Origin of the sequence: Rhodopila globiformis (assembly GCF_002937115.1) — a bacterium.
Lineage (GTDB): Bacteria > Pseudomonadota > Alphaproteobacteria > Acetobacterales > Acetobacteraceae > Rhodopila > Rhodopila globiformis.
The window spans coordinates 1-17,392 of sequence record NZ_NHRY01000196.1; the positions used below are offsets into that span (position 1 = coordinate 1).

Consider the following 17,392-nt stretch of genomic DNA (forward strand, 5'->3'; position numbering starts at 1 on the left):
GTTGTTCGCAGCGGTCACGCCAACGGACCCCGGACGGCCCGGCAAATGGTCCTTGATCCGCTCCCACTGGTCGTCGCGCAAGGCATGTCGATGCATCGGTCAGCCTCTCCAAAGCTGACTGCCTATGCATCGAAGAACCGGGGCTGCTGGAATCGGGAAGCCGCTTGTTGATCAACGATTCCGCCGCACTGTTGCAGCCCAGACTCACTCGGCTGGCTCCAATTGACGACACGCCCTAGATGATCCAGGGCCTCAAACCACCTCTTGAGGCGCAGGAAGATGTACCCATAGCGGTATGGCCGCCCAGCGCCGGCGCCGGGCGGCACCCGCCTTACGCCGGCGACAGCACGTGGATCACCCGGCTGGCAATCAGGTCCTTGGTCTTCGCGCCATACGCCTTCATGTGCGGCGTGGCGGCATGGGCGTTGAGGTGATCGACGCTCTCCCACTTCTCCAGCACCAGGAACGTGTCGGGGCCGAATTTGGTCTGGAAGCTGCCCATGCCCTCGGCGTCGATCGCCGGGCCATACTCGATGCAGCCGGCCTCGGCGTGCACCGCCGGCACGTTGGCGCGGAACGCCTCCAGGATTTCTTCGCGCTTGCCGGGCTTGGCGGTGATGATGGCGACGACGTGGATCATTTCGCTCTCCTCATTGGTTATTGCGGCACGCCGGAGCGCGCCCGCGGCATGATGCCCCAGGATCGGCCGCCCGCGAAGGGCGGCAGGGCCGGGCGCGGGTCGTTCCGCTGTGCGCGGCCACCAGGCTTATCCGGCACCACGCGCCGGACTGATGGCGATCGGCGCGCGCTGCGGCTCCAGGTCATGGTCGCGCGCCTCGTCCACGTGCGGCTCCCCGGCCGCCGCAAGGTCCACCGCGTGGCCGTGCGGGGTATTCAGGTAAGCCTGCCGCCACGCCATCTTGCGCGCCTGCATCGCCTCCGGCTTGGCCAGGCCGGTATTCGCGACGATCGTCTCCAGGGCCGCCAAAAACTGCCGGTGGTAGGCCAGTTCCGCGTCCTCCCCGGCACGCTGCGGGAACGCGGCGATTTCCTCGGCGAGCGTCCGCACCCAGGCATCCCAGGTGAAATGGCCTTCCCGGTGCAGCAGCACGGCCAGCGCGAAGGCCTTGGCCTGCCATGGCTCCCGGAACGGCGGGGCGTCGCCCAGGCCGACAGGAACGGTGCCGCTCAAACGACGAGGTCCAGATAGTCGTCCCACAGGTCAAGCCGCAGCGTGTCGCGCTCCGACGCCTGCGGTCCCCACAGCTCCCGCGCGGTGAAGCGGACGCTGTAGACATGCTGCGGCTTTTCGCCCTGTCCGTGGGCCGAGGTATCGGGAAAGACGAAGACCCCATGGTCCTGTTCCACGATGCCGCGCCGGCCGCGGGCATAGCGGGGCAGGCGGGTGTGGTGCTCGGGAGTCATGGTGCGCACCAGCACATGGTCACCGGCGCGGAAGCGCGGCGCCACCGCCTTGTGCACGCGGGTGGAGCCGCCGGTCGCGACCAGCACCGGCACGAAATCCTTCGCGACAGCGGGCATTATTTCGCCTCCCTGCTGAGTTGCGCGCGCCTGGCGTCGAGTTCCGCCTGCGTAATGGCACCGTGCTCGGTCAGCAATGTCTCGAGCGATGCCAGCCAGTGCTCGTAATAGCTGCCGGTGAGGTATTCGACCGGGCCCATGCGCTCGATGGCATGGCGGAACTGATCGACGTTGTAGTGCCCGCCGCCGAAGGTGGCGATCATGATGCCGAACACGCGGCGTTCCCAGTCATGGTGGAACACCGGTTCGTTCGGTTCCGGATTGATCGGCCCGAACCCGTGCATGCCGCCCAGATCGTGCACGCCGTTCATGACGCCGCTCCCTGCGCCGGCACGACGGCGGTGCCGATCATGGAATCACGTGAAACCAGGGCCGCGAGCCGGTCCTCGGACCAGCCTTCGGTGCCCTCGGGCCGTTGCGGCAGCACCAGATAGCGCAGTTCCGCATTGCTGTCCCAGACGCGCACCTCGACGTCGTCGCTGAGCCGCGTGCCGAATTCCAGCAGCACGCCGCGCGGGTCGCTGACCACGCGGGCGCGGTAGGGCGCGGCCTTGTACCAGACCGGCGGCAGCCCGAGCGTCGGCCACGGATAGCAGGAGCACAGGGTGCAGACGACGACGTTGTGCACTTCGTCGGTGTTCTCGACGACCACCATGTCCTCGCCCTGCACGCCGGTGAAGCCGAGTTCGGCGATGGCCTTGGTGCCGTCGGCCAGCAGGCGGGCCTTGTACTCCGGATCGACCCAGGCGCGGGCGACGACCCTGGCGCCGTTGCGCGGGCCGATTTTCGTTTCGTAGGTTTCGATGATGGCGTCGATCGCGTCGGGATTGATCAGCTTCTTTTCGACCAGCAGGGATTCGAGCGCCTTGATGCGCAGTTCAGGGTCGCTGGGCGGAGCGGTGTGCGAATGGCCGGACATTGGCTTTTTTGCCTCCCGAATTGACGCGTGGTGCCTTGGTCATTTGCGGAGCCGTCGCAGTCGTCTCGATAATACCAATAAACGAATCGTGCCTGTCAACGCATGGACCAAACGACAACTTCATCGTATCTTGATCCTGCAGAGAGAAACATTCGCGTCAGGCAGGACAGGCGTCAGGCGGGCCATGGGCCAGCGACGAGAGAAAGCCCGGGCCCGGACGAGAAAATGTCGGTCGATCCATATCGCCTTGTGGCCTGACCGATCGGTCGCGGCCGGATCAGCTTAAAATCCTGGTCTCCAAGCCAGTTGCTGTCGGAAATTCATTGCCAGCCCAGCCAAACAGATCAATGGCTTACGGCCGGGAATTTGTTGCAAACAGATACTGGATTGCAGCGGCGTCTTCATCATCCCGCCCGTGCCGGGCTACCCTCTGACAGGAGCATGGATGCAAAGTTCAACCGGCATCGATCGCTGTCGTGCCGGCGCCATCGAAGGCGTGCATGGCCGCCGGTGACTTGCCGCTTACTGCAAAACAGGTAGGAAGCCTATGGAGTGCCCCGGCTGCGCTGCGGAACTGACAGAGCCAAGGTTGTTCTGCACCACCTGCGGTACGGCTCTGCCGCCCAAGTGTTCAGCTTGTGGTGGGATCAATCCGATCGGGGCGAGATTCTGCGCCTTTTGCGGCGTCCCGATCGGAGCCGCAAGGCGAACCCCTCCAATCCGGTCCGAGCCGGCGCCTCTGATCGCGAGGCCGGGACCCGCGGTGAGCACGGCCGAGCGCCGGCAGATCACCGTGATGTTCTGCGACCTGGTCGGCTCGACGCCGCTTTCGACCCGCCTCGATCCCGAAGACCTGCGGGAGATCATCGGGCGCTACCACGTCATGGTCGCGACGACCGTCGACCGGTTCAAAGGCTTCGTCGCGAAATACATGGGTGACGGGGTGCTCGCCTATTTCGGCTATCCGCACGCGCACGAATACGACGCCGAGCAGGCGGTGCGCGCCGGCCTTGCCCTGATCGACGCGATCGGCGAGCTACAGGCGCCACAACGCTTGCAGGTGCGGATTGGAATCGCCACCGGTCTGGTGGTGGTCGGGGATCTGACAGGGACTGGCTCGGCACAGGAACAGGCCATCGTCGGCGAGACGCCCAATCTCGCAGCGCGGCTACAGGCACATGCCGAGCCGAACGCGATCCTGATTGCCGAGAGTTCGCGTCGCCAGGTCGGGGCGCGATTCGAGGTGCGCGATCTCGGCCTGCAGTCGCTCAAAGGATTTGCCGAGCCGAGGCGGGTATGGCGGGTATTGCGCGAGAACCGCGCGCTGGGCGAGTTCGAGGCGCTTCGTTCCGGTACCACACCGCTGGTTGGCCGCGACGACGCGATGGCGCTGCTCGGGCGCCGCTGGGCCCGGGCGCAGAGCGGCCGCGGACAGGTGGTGCTGATTTCGGCCGAACCGGGCGTGGGAAAGTCCCGCCTCGGGGAGGCGTTGGCGGAGCAGGTCGCCACCGGGACACATGCCCGGTTGCGCTATTTCTGCTCGCCACACCATCAGGATACTGTGCTATACCCAATAATTGCACATATGGAGCGAACGGCCGGCTTCCTGCATTCGGACCATCCGGACACCAGATTAGGTAAGTTGCAGGCTCTGCTTGCCGCTGCCGCACCGCCGGCAGCAGACATGGCGCTGCTTGCCGAACTGCACGGGCTGTCGTCAGGTGACAACCCGCCGCCGCCCGACCTGACGCCGCAGGGCAAGAAGGACAGGACGCTCGAGGCGCTGCTGAGGCAGATTGAAGGGCTTGCGCGGCAACAGCCGGTGCTGATGACGTTCGATGACGTCCATTGGATCGACCCGACGTCGCAGGATCTGCTGAACCGCATCATCGAGCGGGTCGCCAACTGGCCGTTGCTGCTGCTGGTTCTGTTCCGGCCCGAGTTCCAGCCGCCGTGGAACGGGCAGCCGCACGTAACGTTGCTGACACTGGCGCGGCTCGACCGGCACACCACGGCGGCGATGGTCGACGCCATCGCGGGAACTGCGGCGCTCTCAGCCGAGGTCATGGAGGAAATCGCCGAACGCGCCGATGGCGTGCCACTGTTTGTCGAGGAACTGACCAAGGCGGTGCTGGAAGCCGGTGCACACGGTCCGGCGGCACTGTCGGCGATGCCGCATCCAGGGCTGTCGGTGCCGGCAAGCCTGCATGCCTCGCTGATGGCGCGGCTGGACCGGCTCGGGCCAGCCGCCAAGGGCGTGGCGCAAACCGGCGCGGCGATCGGCCGCGAGTTCAGCCACAGCCTGCTGGTATCCGTTACCGATCTGTCGGAGTCAGATCTTCGCCAGGCGCTCGATCGGCTGACGCAGGCCGGGCTGGTATTCGTGCACGGAACACCGCCACAGACCAGCTATGTTTTCAAGCACGCGCTGGTGCAGGATGCCGCCTATGGCACCCTGCTGCGCAGCCGGCGCCGGCGGCTGCATGCCCGCATCGCTGCAACGCTCGAAGACCAGTTCCCAGAGATCGTGCTGGTGCAACCTGCCTTGCTGGCACAGCATTGCAGCGCGGCCGGCCGCGCAGAGCAGGCGGCCGCCTATTGGCTGAAAGCCGGTCAACAGGCGCTGGCCTTTTCGGCGATGACAGAAGCGGTAGCCCAGTTGCGACGGGGGCTGGGCGCGCTGCGCGGTCTGCCCGACACCCCATGGCATCGGCAACAGGAACTGGACCTGCAGATCGCATTGGCATCGGCATTGACCGCCACGGCAGGCTGGGCGACGGCGGATGTGCACAACACACTCGCCCGGGCGCGCATGCTGGCCGAGCAGATCGATCGGCCCGAGTACCTGGCGCCACTCATCGTCAGCCAATGGACGTTTCATTTCGTGCGGGCCGAACACAGGCTGACGCTCGCGCTTGGCGAGCAGCTGGAAACGAACGGCAGGGCGCGAAACGACGTCGCGACGCAATTGCTGGGCCGTCTCTTTCACGGAACGACAAATTTCTACCTCGGGGAGTTCGTTGCTGCCCGAGCCGTCCTTGAGCAGTGTATGGAATTCGCTGATCCGGCATACCGTAGCGTCAAAGGCCTGTCGTTCGACCTCTATGCCGCGGTGCTTGCCTATCTCGCCCTGACCCTGGCGTGCCTGGGTTATGTCGATCAGGCGCGGTCGCGGATGGACGAAGCAGTGGCCGAGGCTCGCCGTCTCGGGCACAGTCACACCCTGGCGCACGTGCTCATCTTTGCGAGCCGGCTCCACTGGTTAACCGCCTCCCCAATGCTGCATCTGGATGAAGTCCAGGCGCTGACGACGGAACACGGTTTTCGATATTACCTGGGATGGGCGCAGGCATTCCGCGGGCGATCGTTGATCGCAGCCGGGCAGGCGACGGACGGCCTGGCGCTGCTCGGTCAAGGGTTGGCGGAACTGCGTGCGACCGGGGGTGTCGTCTGTACACCGATGCTCTTCACGTGGCTCGCCGAAGCCCACGCTCTGCTCGGGCAGACCGAGGAGCAACGAGACTGCCTCGCTGAAGCTGCAAGACTCATTGAGACGACAGAGGAACGTTTCCTCGAAGCAGAACTGCTGCACCGGGTGCCGGGCGATCTGCTGACCGCCACCGGCGATCGACACGCGGCGGAGCAGGCCTATCGTCAGGCCATCGTCACTGCCGAGCGGCAGAGCGCGAAGCTGCTGCAGTTACGGGCATCGGCCAGCCTCGCGCGGCTCTGGCGCGACCAGGGCAGACGTGCGGAAGCCCGCGACCTGCTGGGGCCGATTTGCGGCTGGTTCACGGAAGGCTTCGGTGCAGCAGATCTGCAGGCGGCGCAAGCGTTGCTCGACGAGTTGGCTTGAGCCTGAGCCGGATGTTCCGTCCGGCTTCATGCCGGCTTGTCCGGTACGTCACCGTCGATCCGGGTTGATGCTGGTACTCTCTGCACGGACAGCCGTGACGGAAGCCTGGCGGTCAGGATCGGGGGCCCGCCGTCATGACGTTTCACCAGGGAACAGCCGCTTTTCCATCAGATAGTTGTGGATGGCGACGCCACGCAGGCAAAAATCCCGGCGCCGGACCTCGATAAATCGTTTGCGCGGGAACAGCCGCCGCGCCGCTTCGCTGGCCTCCACGAACAGGCGCGTCATTCCCTGCTCGCGAGCCTTCCGCTCCAGGCAGTCATACAGCGCCGATGCAACGCCGGCCCGGCCGAAATCCGGGTGGCAATACAGGTGATCGATATGTCCCGTCGCCTCCAGGTCGCCGTAGGCCACCGGCTCATTCGCGGCATTGACGGCCACCAGCACGAGGCGCCCATCGCCGGCACGGGCACCGACCGCCGCGGTATCGGGAACCCCCGGCGCCCACGCTTCCACCTGTGCCGCGCTGTAGTCGCACAGGCCCGTCCGGCACACCGCGGCAAAGAACACCGCCGCCAGGCCGGCCGCATCGCCGGGCTCGTACGGCCGAATCAGCAAGCTGCCGCCTGTGGAAACCATCCGCGCCGGCGTCAGGCTGTTCGCAGCGCGGCGCCGCGGCCGATCTCGAAGCTGAACAGGCGGTCCTTGCCCAGCAGGAACACCCGCCCGCCGCGCGGGAACAGCCGGCTGATCGCTGGATCGCGCACGTCCAGCCCGCCGGTATAGGCGCCGAACGCCGGCATCATCAGCCGCTGCCGCCCGTCGAACACAAAGCACGGGCGGGAAACCGAGCCGCTGCGCGCCGGGATCGTCGCCTTCGGATGGTGGTGGCCGACGACCTCGCCCACGTCGGTGCCGAACACCGCCTCGTGCCGGAACACGATCGAGCCGATGGCGACGCTTTCCACCCATTCGCCGCCGAGGCCGGACGGCGCCGCCGGATCGTGGTTGCCCTGCACCCACAGGAACCGATGCGCCGCGGCCATGGCATTCAGCCGCTGCTGCTCGGTCGCCGGCAGGCGGGCGGAGCCGTCAGCGTCGTGGAACGAATCCCCCAGCGCCACCACCGTCGCCGGCGACCAGCGGCGCAGCAGCAGCGCCAGGCGGTCGAGCGTCGCGTGCGTGTCCCAGGGCGGCAGCAGCATGCCGCGGCGGGCGAAGGACGAGCCTTTCTCCAAATGCAGGTCCGACACCGCCAGCAGCCGCATCTCCGGCCAGAACAGCGCGCCCATCGGGTCGAGCATCAACCGCTCGCCCGCCATGTGGATCGGCGCCGCGGTCACGAGAACAGGTCCTTCTGCCGCGGCTTGTCCGGTCGCTTCGGCAGCACTGTTTGCTTCGCCCCGGTCGAGCGCCGCGCGACGTTGGCGTGATGCACCGCCGGGACGTACGGTGGCGGCGCCTCACCGATGCCTTCGGCGATGATGGCTTCGGCCTCCGCCAGCATAGCGTCCTCGTCGCTGTCGGTGCGGACGCTTTCGCGGCCGATGTCCAGCAGAACGGGCACGGCCAGAGGCGAAACCCGCGACAGAACCATGTGCACAATCCGCCCCTTCACCCGAGCCAGCATGCCCGCGATGCGGCCGATATCGGTCAGTCCGCCGGCGGCGTCGGCCCGCGTGGCGCGCAGCAGGATGTGGTCCGGCTGGTGGCGGCGCAGAACCTCATAGATCAGGTCGCTGTTGACCGTCACCTGCTTTCGCGTCTTCTCCGCCCCCGGCTGGTTGCGCAGGATCAGCCCGGCGATGACGGCGACGTTGCGGAACGTGCGCTTCAGCATGGAGCTTTCCGCCATCCATTCTTCCAGGTCGTCGCCGAGCATGTCTTCATCGAACAATGTCGCCACGTCGTGCGGCTGGTACGCCGACCACACGCCCAGCACGTAGTCGGTGGCGACGAAGCCCAGCGGGGCGTAGCCGGCGCGCTCCATGCGTTTCGTCACCAACATTCCCAGTGTCTGGTGGGCGTTGCGCCCCTCGAAGCAGTACGCCACCAGGTACCAGCGATCGGCGCGCGGAAACGTCTCCACCAGCAGATCGTCGCGGCCGGGCAGGCGGGAGACCTTGCGCTGCAGCCGCAGCCAGTCCTGCACCTGCTCGGGGAACAGGTGCCAGTTCTCCGGCGACTGCAGCATGCCGCGCACCCGGTTCGCCAGGTTGGTGGTCAGCGGCAGGCGGGCGCCGGCATAGGCGGGCACCATCGGGTCGCCGTCGCCGCCTTCCATGCACTCGGCGGCGGTGTCGTGGATGCGGACGAAACGCAGCAGGCGGCCGGCGAAGATGAAGGTGTCGCCGGGGCGGAGCATGTTGACGAAATACTCTTCCACTTCACCCAGCGTCGGGCCGAAGCCGCGCTTGCCGACCAGGCGCACCTTCAGCAGCGGCGCCTCGACGATGGTGCCGATGTTCATGCGCAGCGCGACGGCGGTGCGGGCGTTGCGCACGTGCATCCGGCCCTCGCTGTCGCGGAACAGTTTCTTCCATTGGTCGTAGGCGGCGAGGGCGTAGCCGCCGTGCTCGACGAAGCCCAGCACGTCGTCGAAGTCCTGGCGCGACAGCGCGGCATAGGGCGCGGCGGTGGTGACCTCGGCATAGACGTCGTCCGGCAGGAACGGGGCGCTGCACGCCAGGCACAGCAAATGCTGCGCCAGCACGTCCAGGCCGCCGGGCCGAGGCGGGTCGCCGTCCAGTTCGCGCGCGGCGACGCCCAGGATGGCGGCCTCGCATTCCAGCACCTCGAAGCGGTTGGCGGGCACCAGGATAGCGCGGGATGCCTCGTCCATGCGGTGGTTGGCGCGGCCGACGCGCTGCAAGAGGCGCGACACCCCCTTCGGCGCGCCGACCTGGATCACCTGGTCGACGCCGCCCCAGTCGATGCCGAGGTCGAGCGAGGACGTCGCCACCACCGCGCGCAGGCTGCCGGCGGCCATGGCGGCCTCCACCTTGCGGCGCTGCTCCACCTCCAGCGAGCCGTGGTGCAGGGCGATCGGCAGCATCGGGTCGTTCAGCTTCCACAGCGCCTGGAACACCAGTTCCGCCTGGGCGCGGGTGTTGACGAAGACGATGGTCATGCCGGCGGCGCGAATTTTCGCCATGACCTCCGGCGCTGCCTCCAGCCCCATGTGGCCGGACCACGACAGCCGCCCGGCCGGCATCGCGACGGCGATCTCCGGCGGCGCGCCGTCGGCGACCGCGATGCGGCGAGACGCGCCGGTGTAACCCTGGATCGCGTCCGGATGCGCCACGGTGGCGGACAGGCCGACGCGGCGGGCGGCGGGGGCGAGGCTGCGCAGCCGCGACACGCACAGGGCAAGCTGGTCGCCGCGCTTGCTGCCGGCCAGCGCGTGCACCTCGTCCATGACGATGCAGCGCAGGGAGGCGAACAGCGCCGGCGCGTCGGGCAGGGAGATCAGCACCGCCAGGCTTTCCGGCGTTGTGAGAAGGATATGCGGCGGCGTGGCGCGCTGGCGGACTCGGCGGTTGGCGGGGGTGTCGCCGGTGCGGGCCTCAATGGTGATCGGCAGGCGCATCTCCTGCACTGGCCGGGTCAGGTTGCGGGCGATGTCGGTGGCCAGCGCCTTCAGCGGGCTGATATACAGCGTGTGGAGCCCAGTGGGCGGATCGGCGGCCAGTTCGACCAGGCTGGGCAGGAAGCCCGCGAGCGTCTTGCCGCCGCCAGTCGGTGCGATCAGCAGGACGCTGTCGCCGGCGCGGGCGGCGTCGAGCATCGCGACCTGATGCGGCCGCGGCGACCAGCCCTGGGTGGCGAACCAGGCGGCGAAGGGTTCCGGTAATGTTCCTGCCATCCGTCACACATAAGCATGGGGAGGCGGGCGGGGACAATGCTGTTTGGCCGCTGCGGCATCCGGCCGCGGCTGTTCAGGTCCCGGCGCCGGGTGAGCGCGCGCTCAACCGGCCGGAGGCGGAGGCGCCGCCACGGCCAGCGACCGGTTCCCGACATGCAGTTCAACGCGATACGCATTCCAGTGCTGGGCATAATCGGCCGGCACGGGAATCGACACCGATGCGACATACTGATCGCTGACGTTCACCGGCCTCGGTCCGCCCAATGGAAAGCCGATCCCCGTGTCCGACCCGAACCCGCAACAGCCACTGAAACCGAAGCCGCCAATGCCGATGCCGATGGAGGGCGGCGGGGCGTAATCGACGTGCGGCGCGCTGACCATGGTCACGGTTCCGGCCTGCCGCGCGCCATCGGCCCCGACCAGATCGGCCTGCATGATCGGCTCCCGCTCGCTGACCACGACCTGCACGGCCTGGGTGCCTGGGTCAAACCGGGCCTGTACGGAATTCGGCGGTGGCAGCGCATTGCCGGCGCAACCGCCCAGCGTGAGCACAATCCAGAAAAGGGCCTTCTTCATTTTCATCGGCGCATGTCCCTGTTATCCGGAACGCAGCATAACCTGCGGTGCTTCCTGCCCGTTGCTTCATTGTTGCGTGTGGCAGCACCACGGCCGTTCGCGCCGGGTGCGGGACGCGGAGACCGGCGGGAACGCACCAGGCACGATGGCTTCTTCAGATCCACGCCAGTCCCTTATCCGCCGGCAATCCCTTTCGTGGCGCAGGTGGCACGGGACATGCCGCCCTGCATTGGCCATCGCCGGGGCCGCGCCGGCCATTATCGAGCCAGCCTGCGTCATCGTGAAAGCGGGAGACGTTGGGCGACGTCGATGCTGTGATGGCATTGACTGAAGGGGGGCGTGGTGGCCGGAAAAGGCAACGCTTTTCGTTTTGTGCGTGGTGATCATTCGGTTGGCCTGGCTATGATTGGGCACGGTATGGCGACCGATGCCAGGCCAATGCGCGGTCGCAGGCCGCCCGAATCGTTTCCCTACGTGCTCCGTGTTTGAAAAGGCCGCGGCCGGGGCGCCACCGGCGTTGGAGGGTGGACGGACTCACCGGTAACGACGTTCTTTGTTGTGGCGCTGCATTTTTGTAACGCAGAGTTCGCCGAGCGGAGCGCAGAGCGCGCAGAGAAGATTTCATTGCGATCTGCGGTCGCTCGATGGCGACCGGCATGCTCCCGTGACAGTCCCGGGCCTTGCATTCAAGACGGTGCAGGCCAACTCGATAGCCGCTCGCAGATGCCCTTGGCGCCGAGCGGGCTGGTATTGGCGGCGTCGTTCGGCGCCAGGATCGCCTGGACACCCGTGGTGCCGGCGTTCATCGGCACGGCGCATTCCGCGCTGTCGGCATATGTCATCTGCCCGATCTTGCCATACCGGATCTGGCCCGAGCCTGGATAGACCATTACTTCACAGAACCAGACGCCGAACGCGTGCAGGGAACGCGCGGCTCCTTCCCGCCGGGCGTGCGCCAAACATCACCCCCGCGCCGTGTGATCGATCCATCCCCCATCCGCATTTTCCGTTGACCGCATTCCGCCGCAGGCAAAGCATCAGGCCGCGGCGCAGCGTTTCCTCACGACGTCTTCGTGCCGGTCAGCAGGTCACGCACCGCGTCGGGCGTCTTCGCCGCCCGCAGCCGTGCCGCGACCGCGGCGTCGCGGATCCTGCGCGCAATCGCCGCCAGCACCGCGACATGCGGGGTTTTTGTCTCAAACGGTATCAATAGCACGAACGCCAGGTCGACCGGCTGCCCGTCGATCGCCTCGAACGCGATCGGCTTCGCCAGGCGGAGGAACAGCCCGACATAGTCGTCCAGCCCTTCGACCCGGGCATGCGGCAGGGCAAAGCCGGCGCCAAGCCCGGTGGAGCCCAGCCGTTCCCGCGCCAGCAGCGCGTCTTCGATCGCGGCGGGCGGCGGACCTGCGTGCGGGACATGGCAGAGGCGGGCGGCCTCGCTGATCAGGTGTGCCTTGTCCCGCAGCTTCGTGTCGAGGACGATACGCTCGGGTGTGAGAAAATCGCCGATTTCCATGCTCAATCATTCCGGGTTCGTTCGGCAAGGCCCGTCCCGGCCGGGCCATGACGTCCAGGTAACAGGATCACTCATTGACCCGCAACCGGTAACCGACGCCTGTCTCGGTCAGGACGTGAACCGGCCGTTCCGGGTCCGCCTCGATCTTCTGCCGCAGCGCGCGGACGTAGACACGCAGGTACTGCACGTCGGTTTCGCTTCCCCACACCTCCTTCAGGATCATCCGGTGGGTCAGGACCTTGCCGGCATGCTGCACCAGCAGCCGCAGCAGCGCGTATTCGCGCGGCGAGAATTTCACCACCTCGCCGCGCACGGTGACAACCCGGCGCACGAGGTCCACCGTCAGGTCGCCGCTGCGGAACACCGGCGTCTCGCCCGCCTGCTGCAGGCGATGCCGTTGCGCGGCGCGGATGCGGGCCAGCAGTTCCTCGATGCCGAACGGCTTGGTGACGTAGTCGTCGGCGCCCAGGTCCAGCGCGTCCACCTTCGCCGCCTCGTCGCTGCGGCTGGACAGCACGATGATCGGCACGGCCGATCCGGACGCCCGGATGCGCCGGATCACTTCGGTGCCGTCGATGTCCGGCAGGCCGAGATCGAGCACGATGATGTCGGCCCCGTCGCGCCTTGCCACGTCGATCGCCGGCAGGCCGTACTCCAGCTCGCTGACGACATAGCCCTGGCTGCCCAGCCCGGCGCGCAGGAAGCGGCGGATCGCGGGTTCGTCATCGACCACCAGGACCCGCAATGGCCCGCTTCCCAGGCTCACGGCACGGTCTCCGGTGCAGTGCGCGCCGGCACGCCGGCGCTTGTCACGGCCCCACGGCGGCAGCCGCGCGGATCCGAGGCCGGCCATAGCAGGCTGTGCGATGACGGGCGCGGTTCAACCCTGGCGGTCTGCATGCGGGTATCGGATCAGCGACGGCCCGGATCGTCCAGTGACGGTTTTGGCTCCGGCGTGCCGGGCCGGGCGCTTCCCGATCAATCTTTCGCGGCTTGGCGGATGCACGCATCTCAGGAACAACCGCCAAGTCAGGCGCCTGCGAGGCGGATGGGAGCGTTCCGGCACCGTCATGGTCCGGCTCGTCCGCATACGCGCCAACATAACGGGGAACAGGGCGCGGTCGTCGCCTCATCGTCATGGCCGGGCGTGTCCCGGCCATCTGCGCTGCAACGGCGGGGGGTGGATGGCCGGAACACGCCCGGCCATGACGGAGAGGCAACGGACCCGGCCCTGCCTCCCTGTGTCAGCGCGTATGTGAACGAGCCGGGCCGCGACGATGGGAGTCAGGGCCGCGGCGCCTCGCCCGCCCGGTCAGCGTTGCGTGGCCGGCCACGTTATCGACACGGCGCCGCGTAGGTCGCCCGGCGCGAAGCCGGTGGCGCGATCCTGCGGATAAAGCTCGTGCAGCTTCGCCTGGACCGCCGGCGCGATGGTCTTCCCATGGCACAGCGTGCACTTCTCCCCCATCGGGATCGCCTTCATGTAGCGATAGACCCGGCCCTTCGGACCATCGACCCAGGCGCCGTACTCCATCGTCGCCAGCTTCTCGCCGGCCGCCTTGCGTGCGGCGAACTGCTCCAGCGTGGCCTGTTCCCAGGCGTCGGGCGCATCATTGGGGTTGCGGACCTTCAGGCTAGTGCGCTTGATGGTCGCACCCGCCGCCTCGCTCGCCTTCGCGGCCGCTTCCGGCGCGGTCTCCCGGCAGGCGCCGATCGCCGCGAGCGTCCCGCCCGCCTTCATCGCGCTCATCAGGTGGCCGCGCAGCGTGTCCTGGAAGCTGGCGGCGGCGGCGCGGCTTTTTTCCTTCAGTATCTCAGCCTGGGAATCGGCCGCCGCCGCGGCGCCGATGCCCAGCAGCGCGATCATGATGACGACGGGCGTGATCTGGATGAGCCTCATGTCGGTTGCTCCGATGTCGATGCGGACCGTCAACGATGACGGCCTGTTTCACGACACGTATGGCAGCAGTTGCATAGCTTCGCAACTACGAAGATAACGAAGTTTGCTGCGGGCGACATCCCGGAAAGGACCCGGATCATGGCCGATCGGCGCTGCCGGGACGGTTAGTACGGGGTTGATCGGGCGCACGTTTGCATCGGCCTGGCCGGGCCGCGGGGGAATCCGGCCAGGCCGATGGTGCGCTAGGGCGCCTCGGTCCGCGGCCGGGCGAGCAGCGGCAGGTAGCCGAGGACGAACACCACGAACGCGACCATCCAGGCCACGCCGGCGATCGGCGCCAGAATCGGGAGCCAGCCGTTGAGCAGCCGCAGCACGAAGACCGCCGCAACCGCCGCGTAGATGACGATGGCGGTCATCCGCAACGTGCCCGTCGGCTTGTCCCGGCCGAGGTCCATGTGGGTCACCATCGCCAGCGTCAGGATGGCGATCGCGGCGATCAGCCAGGCGCGGACGTTCGCCGGGCCCGGCTGCTCGTGCCGGAAGGCCGCGCTGGCCAGGGCCAGGAAGCCGAGCGGGATCAGGCCGTAAGCAAGCTGCTGGATCAGCATCAGCGTGCCCTGGGTCCGGCTGCGGACCCAGCCGATGAGCCGCAACACCTGCGCCAGGCCGCCGACCAGCATCAGGATGCCGGTGACCAGCGTCCCGGGCAGCACGATCCACACCAGCAGCGCCGCGGCCGACACCGCCAGCGTGGCGATGTCCACAAGATTGCGCCCGGCCGCCGGCACCGCCTCGGTGCCCGGGCCGATGGGCCGGCCGCTGACCAGTGTCACCAGCAGGACCACGGCGGCGATGCCGATGCGCGTGCCGAGTCCGGGCATGCCGAGGTGGAACACGACGTTGCCGGCCGCCATCGCCACCAGCACGCCGGCCTGCGGCAGCAGGCCACGGTCCGCCAGCGCCATCCGGGCCACAATCGCGGCGGCCAGCAGCAGGAATACGCTGTCGATGCCGCCCGCCACCACCGCGCCGATGGTGCCCGAGGCCAGGATCGCCACGCGTCCCGCCAGCCAGGCCAGCATCAGGACAACCGGCTTCGTGCCGGACAGCGGCGCCGCGCCGAGGCAGAAGCCGGTGATGATGGCGGCGAGGTAGCCGTACAGCCCCTCATGCGCATACCAGTCGGCCGGCGCGAACGCCGTCGGCCCCGCCATGCTGCCGAAGCCGATCGACAGGGTGACGAGGCTGGCCAGGCCGGCCCACAGGGCGCCGGTGAGAAACGATGGCCTGAACAGGTCCTGCGACTGAGGTCCATCGGCCGGGGTTTGCTCGGAAGGAATAGCCGTCATGGTTCGCACCTTGATTCGGGAACCGGCTTTATAGCGCAAATCGCAACTGATGACAGAGGTGTAATTCCGGCCGCCTGCGTAACCTGTTCGTGCCGCCGCCGTGCTGCGGCGGCAGCCGGCAAAATCCCCGGGAGCGAAAATTCCTCGCGGACTGTGTCGTGCGACACAGCTGGCCATGCCGCCGCTCTCTAATCTCCGCTGTGTCATCAACCGAGAACAGGGGCCGGATATGGATGTGTTTGACCAGGCATTCAAAGTCGTCCTCGACCATGAGGGCCACTACAGCGCCAATCCGGCGGATCCCGGCAATTGGACCGGCGGGCGATGCGGCGCCGGGGAATGCCGCGGCACCAACTGGGGCATCAGCGCCGCGGCCTATCCGCAGCTCGACATCAAGGCGCTGACCCTGGCCGAGGCGCAGGAGATCTACCGGCGCGACTACTGGGACAAGGCCGGATGCGGCAAGCTGCCGGCGGCGCTGGCTCTGCTGGTATTCGACGCCGCGGTGACCAGCGGCGTCGGCCGGGCGGTGCGGTGGCTGCAGGCCGCGCTGAAGGTGCCGCAGGACGGCGTCATCGGCCCCGCCACGCTCGCCGCGGTCGAGGCCTGCGCCGGCAACGGCTTCCGCCTGTGCGCCGATTTCCAGGCCAACCGCCTGGTCTTCATGGCCGGGCTGGCGACCTGGCGTACCTTCGGCGCCGGCTGGGCCCGGCGCCTGTGTGAACTGCCTTTCGAAGCTCTGCAAATGGGAGTTGCATCATGAACGTCACCGACGCATTGACCAGTGCCGCCAAGGGCGCCGCGGCCGGCGCCATCGCCGGACCCGTGGGCGCCGCCGTCGGCGGGCTTGGCGGCCTCGTCCTGGACATCGCCCCGGACGTGGGCAAGTGGCTGTTCGGCAGCAACGGCGAACACGCCGCGACGCAGGTCGCCAAGGCGGTCGAGACGGTCACCGGCACCAGCGACGCCGAGGCCGCGCAGGCGGTGCTCGCCCGCGACCCCGAGGCGGTGACGCAGCTGCGGGTGCAGCTGGTGACCCTGGCCGCGCAAATGCAGGCCGAGGCCAACCGGGCGGCCGAGGCGCAGCGGGCGTCGGAACTCGCCATGCTGCAGGCCGCCGCGGCGGACCGCGCCAACGCCCGCAGCCAGACCACGGCCCTGGCGCAGGCGAAGGACCGCATCGCCTGGACGCCGACGATCCTGAGCGCGGTCATCCTGGTGGTGTTCGGCGCGCTGGTCTTCGTCGTGCTGACCAAGCGGACGCCGGCCCCCGATGGCCTGATGCCGCTGGCCAACATCCTGCTGGGCACGGTGGCGGCGATGGCGACCCAGGTGGCGAACTACTGGCTGGGCTCCTCCTCCGGTTCGGCTTCCAAGACCGACCAGCTTGCGGCGCTGAGCGCGTCGGCGCAGACCTCGGTGCCGGGCGACGTGGTGCACCGGCTGATCCAGCAGGGCCAGCCCGCCCGGGCGGGAGCCGCCTGAGCGGATTGCGAAGCGGTCTCAGGGTGACGGCGTTGTATATGAAACAGTCCCCCAGCCTGCCCGCGGGCACCACGATGGATGAAAATGGGCGAGGTCGGGGCCACCCCGTCATGGTGGGCGCAGGCCCACCATCCACGCTTTCTGATACCGGCACCGCAAGGCGTGGATGGCGGCCCGGAGCCTGTGCCCGGGCTTGTCCCGGGTAGCCGCCATGACGAGGTGACAATGGCATGCCGCCAGCCCTGTTTTGACGACTAGTACACCTCGCCGGAAGAACGAACCCCATTTCGACGGCCGCTCACGCAGCGAGCGGCTTGCCGGTCATGGTCCACTTGAACGGCTTGGCGAGGGTGCGGTTGAAGTAGGCGATGAAGGCCTCGA

Annotated in this window: 17 protein-coding genes and 2 pseudogenes; 4 read left to right on the top strand and 15 right to left on the bottom strand. The window is 67.9% G+C overall.

Annotated elements, in window-relative coordinates; genetic code table 11:
- From CCS01_RS35330 to nthA, 6 genes and pseudogenes are all read right to left on the bottom strand, one after another.
- Positions 1-96: pseudogene (locus tag CCS01_RS35330) on the bottom strand (IS5/IS1182 family transposase); the annotation flags it as partial.
- 235 nt (positions 97-331) lie between these two features.
- The gene (locus tag CCS01_RS18095) at positions 332-640 is read right to left on the bottom strand and encodes a putative quinol monooxygenase (RefSeq protein ID WP_104520177.1); all 309 of its coding nucleotides are present in this window, start codon (positions 638-640) and stop codon (positions 332-334) included.
- 126 nt (positions 641-766) lie between these two features.
- Complete coding sequence (locus CCS01_RS18100; RefSeq protein ID WP_158258470.1) at positions 767-1,192, bottom strand: nitrile hydratase accessory protein; 426 nt, start codon at positions 1,190-1,192, stop codon at positions 767-769.
- The gene (locus CCS01_RS35900) at positions 1,189-1,542 is read right to left on the bottom strand and encodes an SH3-like domain-containing protein (RefSeq protein WP_338049989.1); all 354 of its coding nucleotides are present in this window, start codon (positions 1,540-1,542) and stop codon (positions 1,189-1,191) included. Before CCS01_RS35900 ends, CCS01_RS18100 begins: the two co-directional genes overlap by 4 nt.
- On the bottom strand, positions 1,542-1,853 hold the full coding sequence (locus tag CCS01_RS35905) for a hypothetical protein (protein WP_338049990.1): 312 nt from the start codon (positions 1,851-1,853) through the stop codon (positions 1,542-1,544). The genes CCS01_RS35900 and CCS01_RS35905 overlap by 1 nt, the downstream gene beginning before the upstream one ends.
- Complete coding sequence (gene nthA, locus CCS01_RS18110; RefSeq protein ID WP_104520179.1) at positions 1,850-2,461, bottom strand: nitrile hydratase subunit alpha; 612 nt, start codon at positions 2,459-2,461, stop codon at positions 1,850-1,852. Before nthA ends, CCS01_RS35905 begins: the two co-directional genes overlap by 4 nt.
- Positions 2,462-3,008: 547 nt before the next feature.
- Here nthA and CCS01_RS36160 point away from each other — a divergent pair.
- Both CCS01_RS36160 and CCS01_RS18115 read left to right on the top strand, forming a co-directional pair.
- Positions 3,009-3,134 (top strand): annotated as a pseudogene (locus tag CCS01_RS36160) (double zinc ribbon domain-containing protein); the annotation flags it as partial.
- A 90-nt stretch (positions 3,135-3,224) separates the two neighbouring features.
- Complete coding sequence (locus CCS01_RS18115) at positions 3,225-6,317, top strand: AAA family ATPase (protein ID WP_158258471.1); 3,093 nt, start codon at positions 3,225-3,227, stop codon at positions 6,315-6,317.
- A gap of 132 nt (positions 6,318-6,449) precedes the next feature.
- Here the strand turns inward: CCS01_RS18115 and CCS01_RS18120 are convergent, their stop codons facing one another.
- From CCS01_RS18120 to CCS01_RS18160, 9 genes are all read right to left on the bottom strand, one after another.
- Entirely contained in the window at positions 6,450-6,935 is a 486-nt protein-coding gene (locus CCS01_RS18120; RefSeq protein WP_158258472.1) for a GNAT family N-acetyltransferase, read from the bottom strand.
- 32 nt (positions 6,936-6,967) lie between these two features.
- Positions 6,968-7,660: a ligase-associated DNA damage response endonuclease PdeM gene (gene pdeM / locus CCS01_RS18125; RefSeq protein ID WP_239992217.1), complete on the bottom strand. Its 693-nt coding sequence runs from the start codon at positions 7,658-7,660 to the stop codon at positions 6,968-6,970.
- A complete protein-coding gene (locus tag CCS01_RS18130; protein WP_104520182.1) occupies positions 7,657-10,182 on the bottom strand; it encodes a ligase-associated DNA damage response DEXH box helicase in 2,526 nt (841 codons plus the stop codon). The genes pdeM and CCS01_RS18130 overlap by 4 nt, the downstream gene beginning before the upstream one ends.
- Before the next feature lie 102 nt (positions 10,183-10,284).
- Entirely contained in the window at positions 10,285-10,758 is a 474-nt protein-coding gene (locus CCS01_RS18135; RefSeq protein WP_104520183.1) for a hypothetical protein, read from the bottom strand.
- Positions 10,759-11,444: 686 nt separating this feature from the next.
- On the bottom strand, positions 11,445-11,600 hold the full coding sequence (locus tag CCS01_RS33815) for a hypothetical protein (protein ID WP_158258473.1): 156 nt from the start codon (positions 11,598-11,600) through the stop codon (positions 11,445-11,447).
- 218 nt (positions 11,601-11,818) lie between these two features.
- On the bottom strand, positions 11,819-12,277 hold the full coding sequence (locus tag CCS01_RS18145) for a PTS sugar transporter subunit IIA (RefSeq protein WP_104520185.1): 459 nt from the start codon (positions 12,275-12,277) through the stop codon (positions 11,819-11,821).
- Between the two features lie 67 nt (positions 12,278-12,344).
- The gene (locus CCS01_RS18150) at positions 12,345-13,043 is read right to left on the bottom strand and encodes a response regulator (protein WP_239992218.1); all 699 of its coding nucleotides are present in this window, start codon (positions 13,041-13,043) and stop codon (positions 12,345-12,347) included.
- Positions 13,044-13,589: 546 nt separating this feature from the next.
- Positions 13,590-14,177 (bottom strand): Tll0287-like domain-containing protein, encoded by a 588-nt coding sequence (locus tag CCS01_RS18155; protein ID WP_104520191.1) that lies wholly within the window; start codon positions 14,175-14,177, stop codon positions 13,590-13,592.
- Between the two features lie 242 nt (positions 14,178-14,419).
- The gene (locus tag CCS01_RS18160) at positions 14,420-15,526 is read right to left on the bottom strand and encodes an NnrS family protein (protein WP_158258474.1); all 1,107 of its coding nucleotides are present in this window, start codon (positions 15,524-15,526) and stop codon (positions 14,420-14,422) included.
- A gap of 235 nt (positions 15,527-15,761) precedes the next feature.
- On the opposite strand from CCS01_RS18160, the gene CCS01_RS18165 reads away from it, so the two are divergent.
- Positions 15,762-16,289 carry a glycoside hydrolase family 108 protein gene (locus CCS01_RS18165; protein WP_239992219.1) on the top strand — a complete coding sequence of 176 codons (528 nt, stop codon included), beginning with the start codon at positions 15,762-15,764 and terminating at the stop codon, positions 16,287-16,289.
- On the top strand, positions 16,286-17,011 hold the full coding sequence (locus CCS01_RS18170) for a hypothetical protein (RefSeq protein ID WP_104520189.1): 726 nt from the start codon (positions 16,286-16,288) through the stop codon (positions 17,009-17,011). The genes CCS01_RS18165 and CCS01_RS18170 overlap by 4 nt, the downstream gene beginning before the upstream one ends.
- Positions 17,012-17,392: the final 381 nt, after the last annotated feature.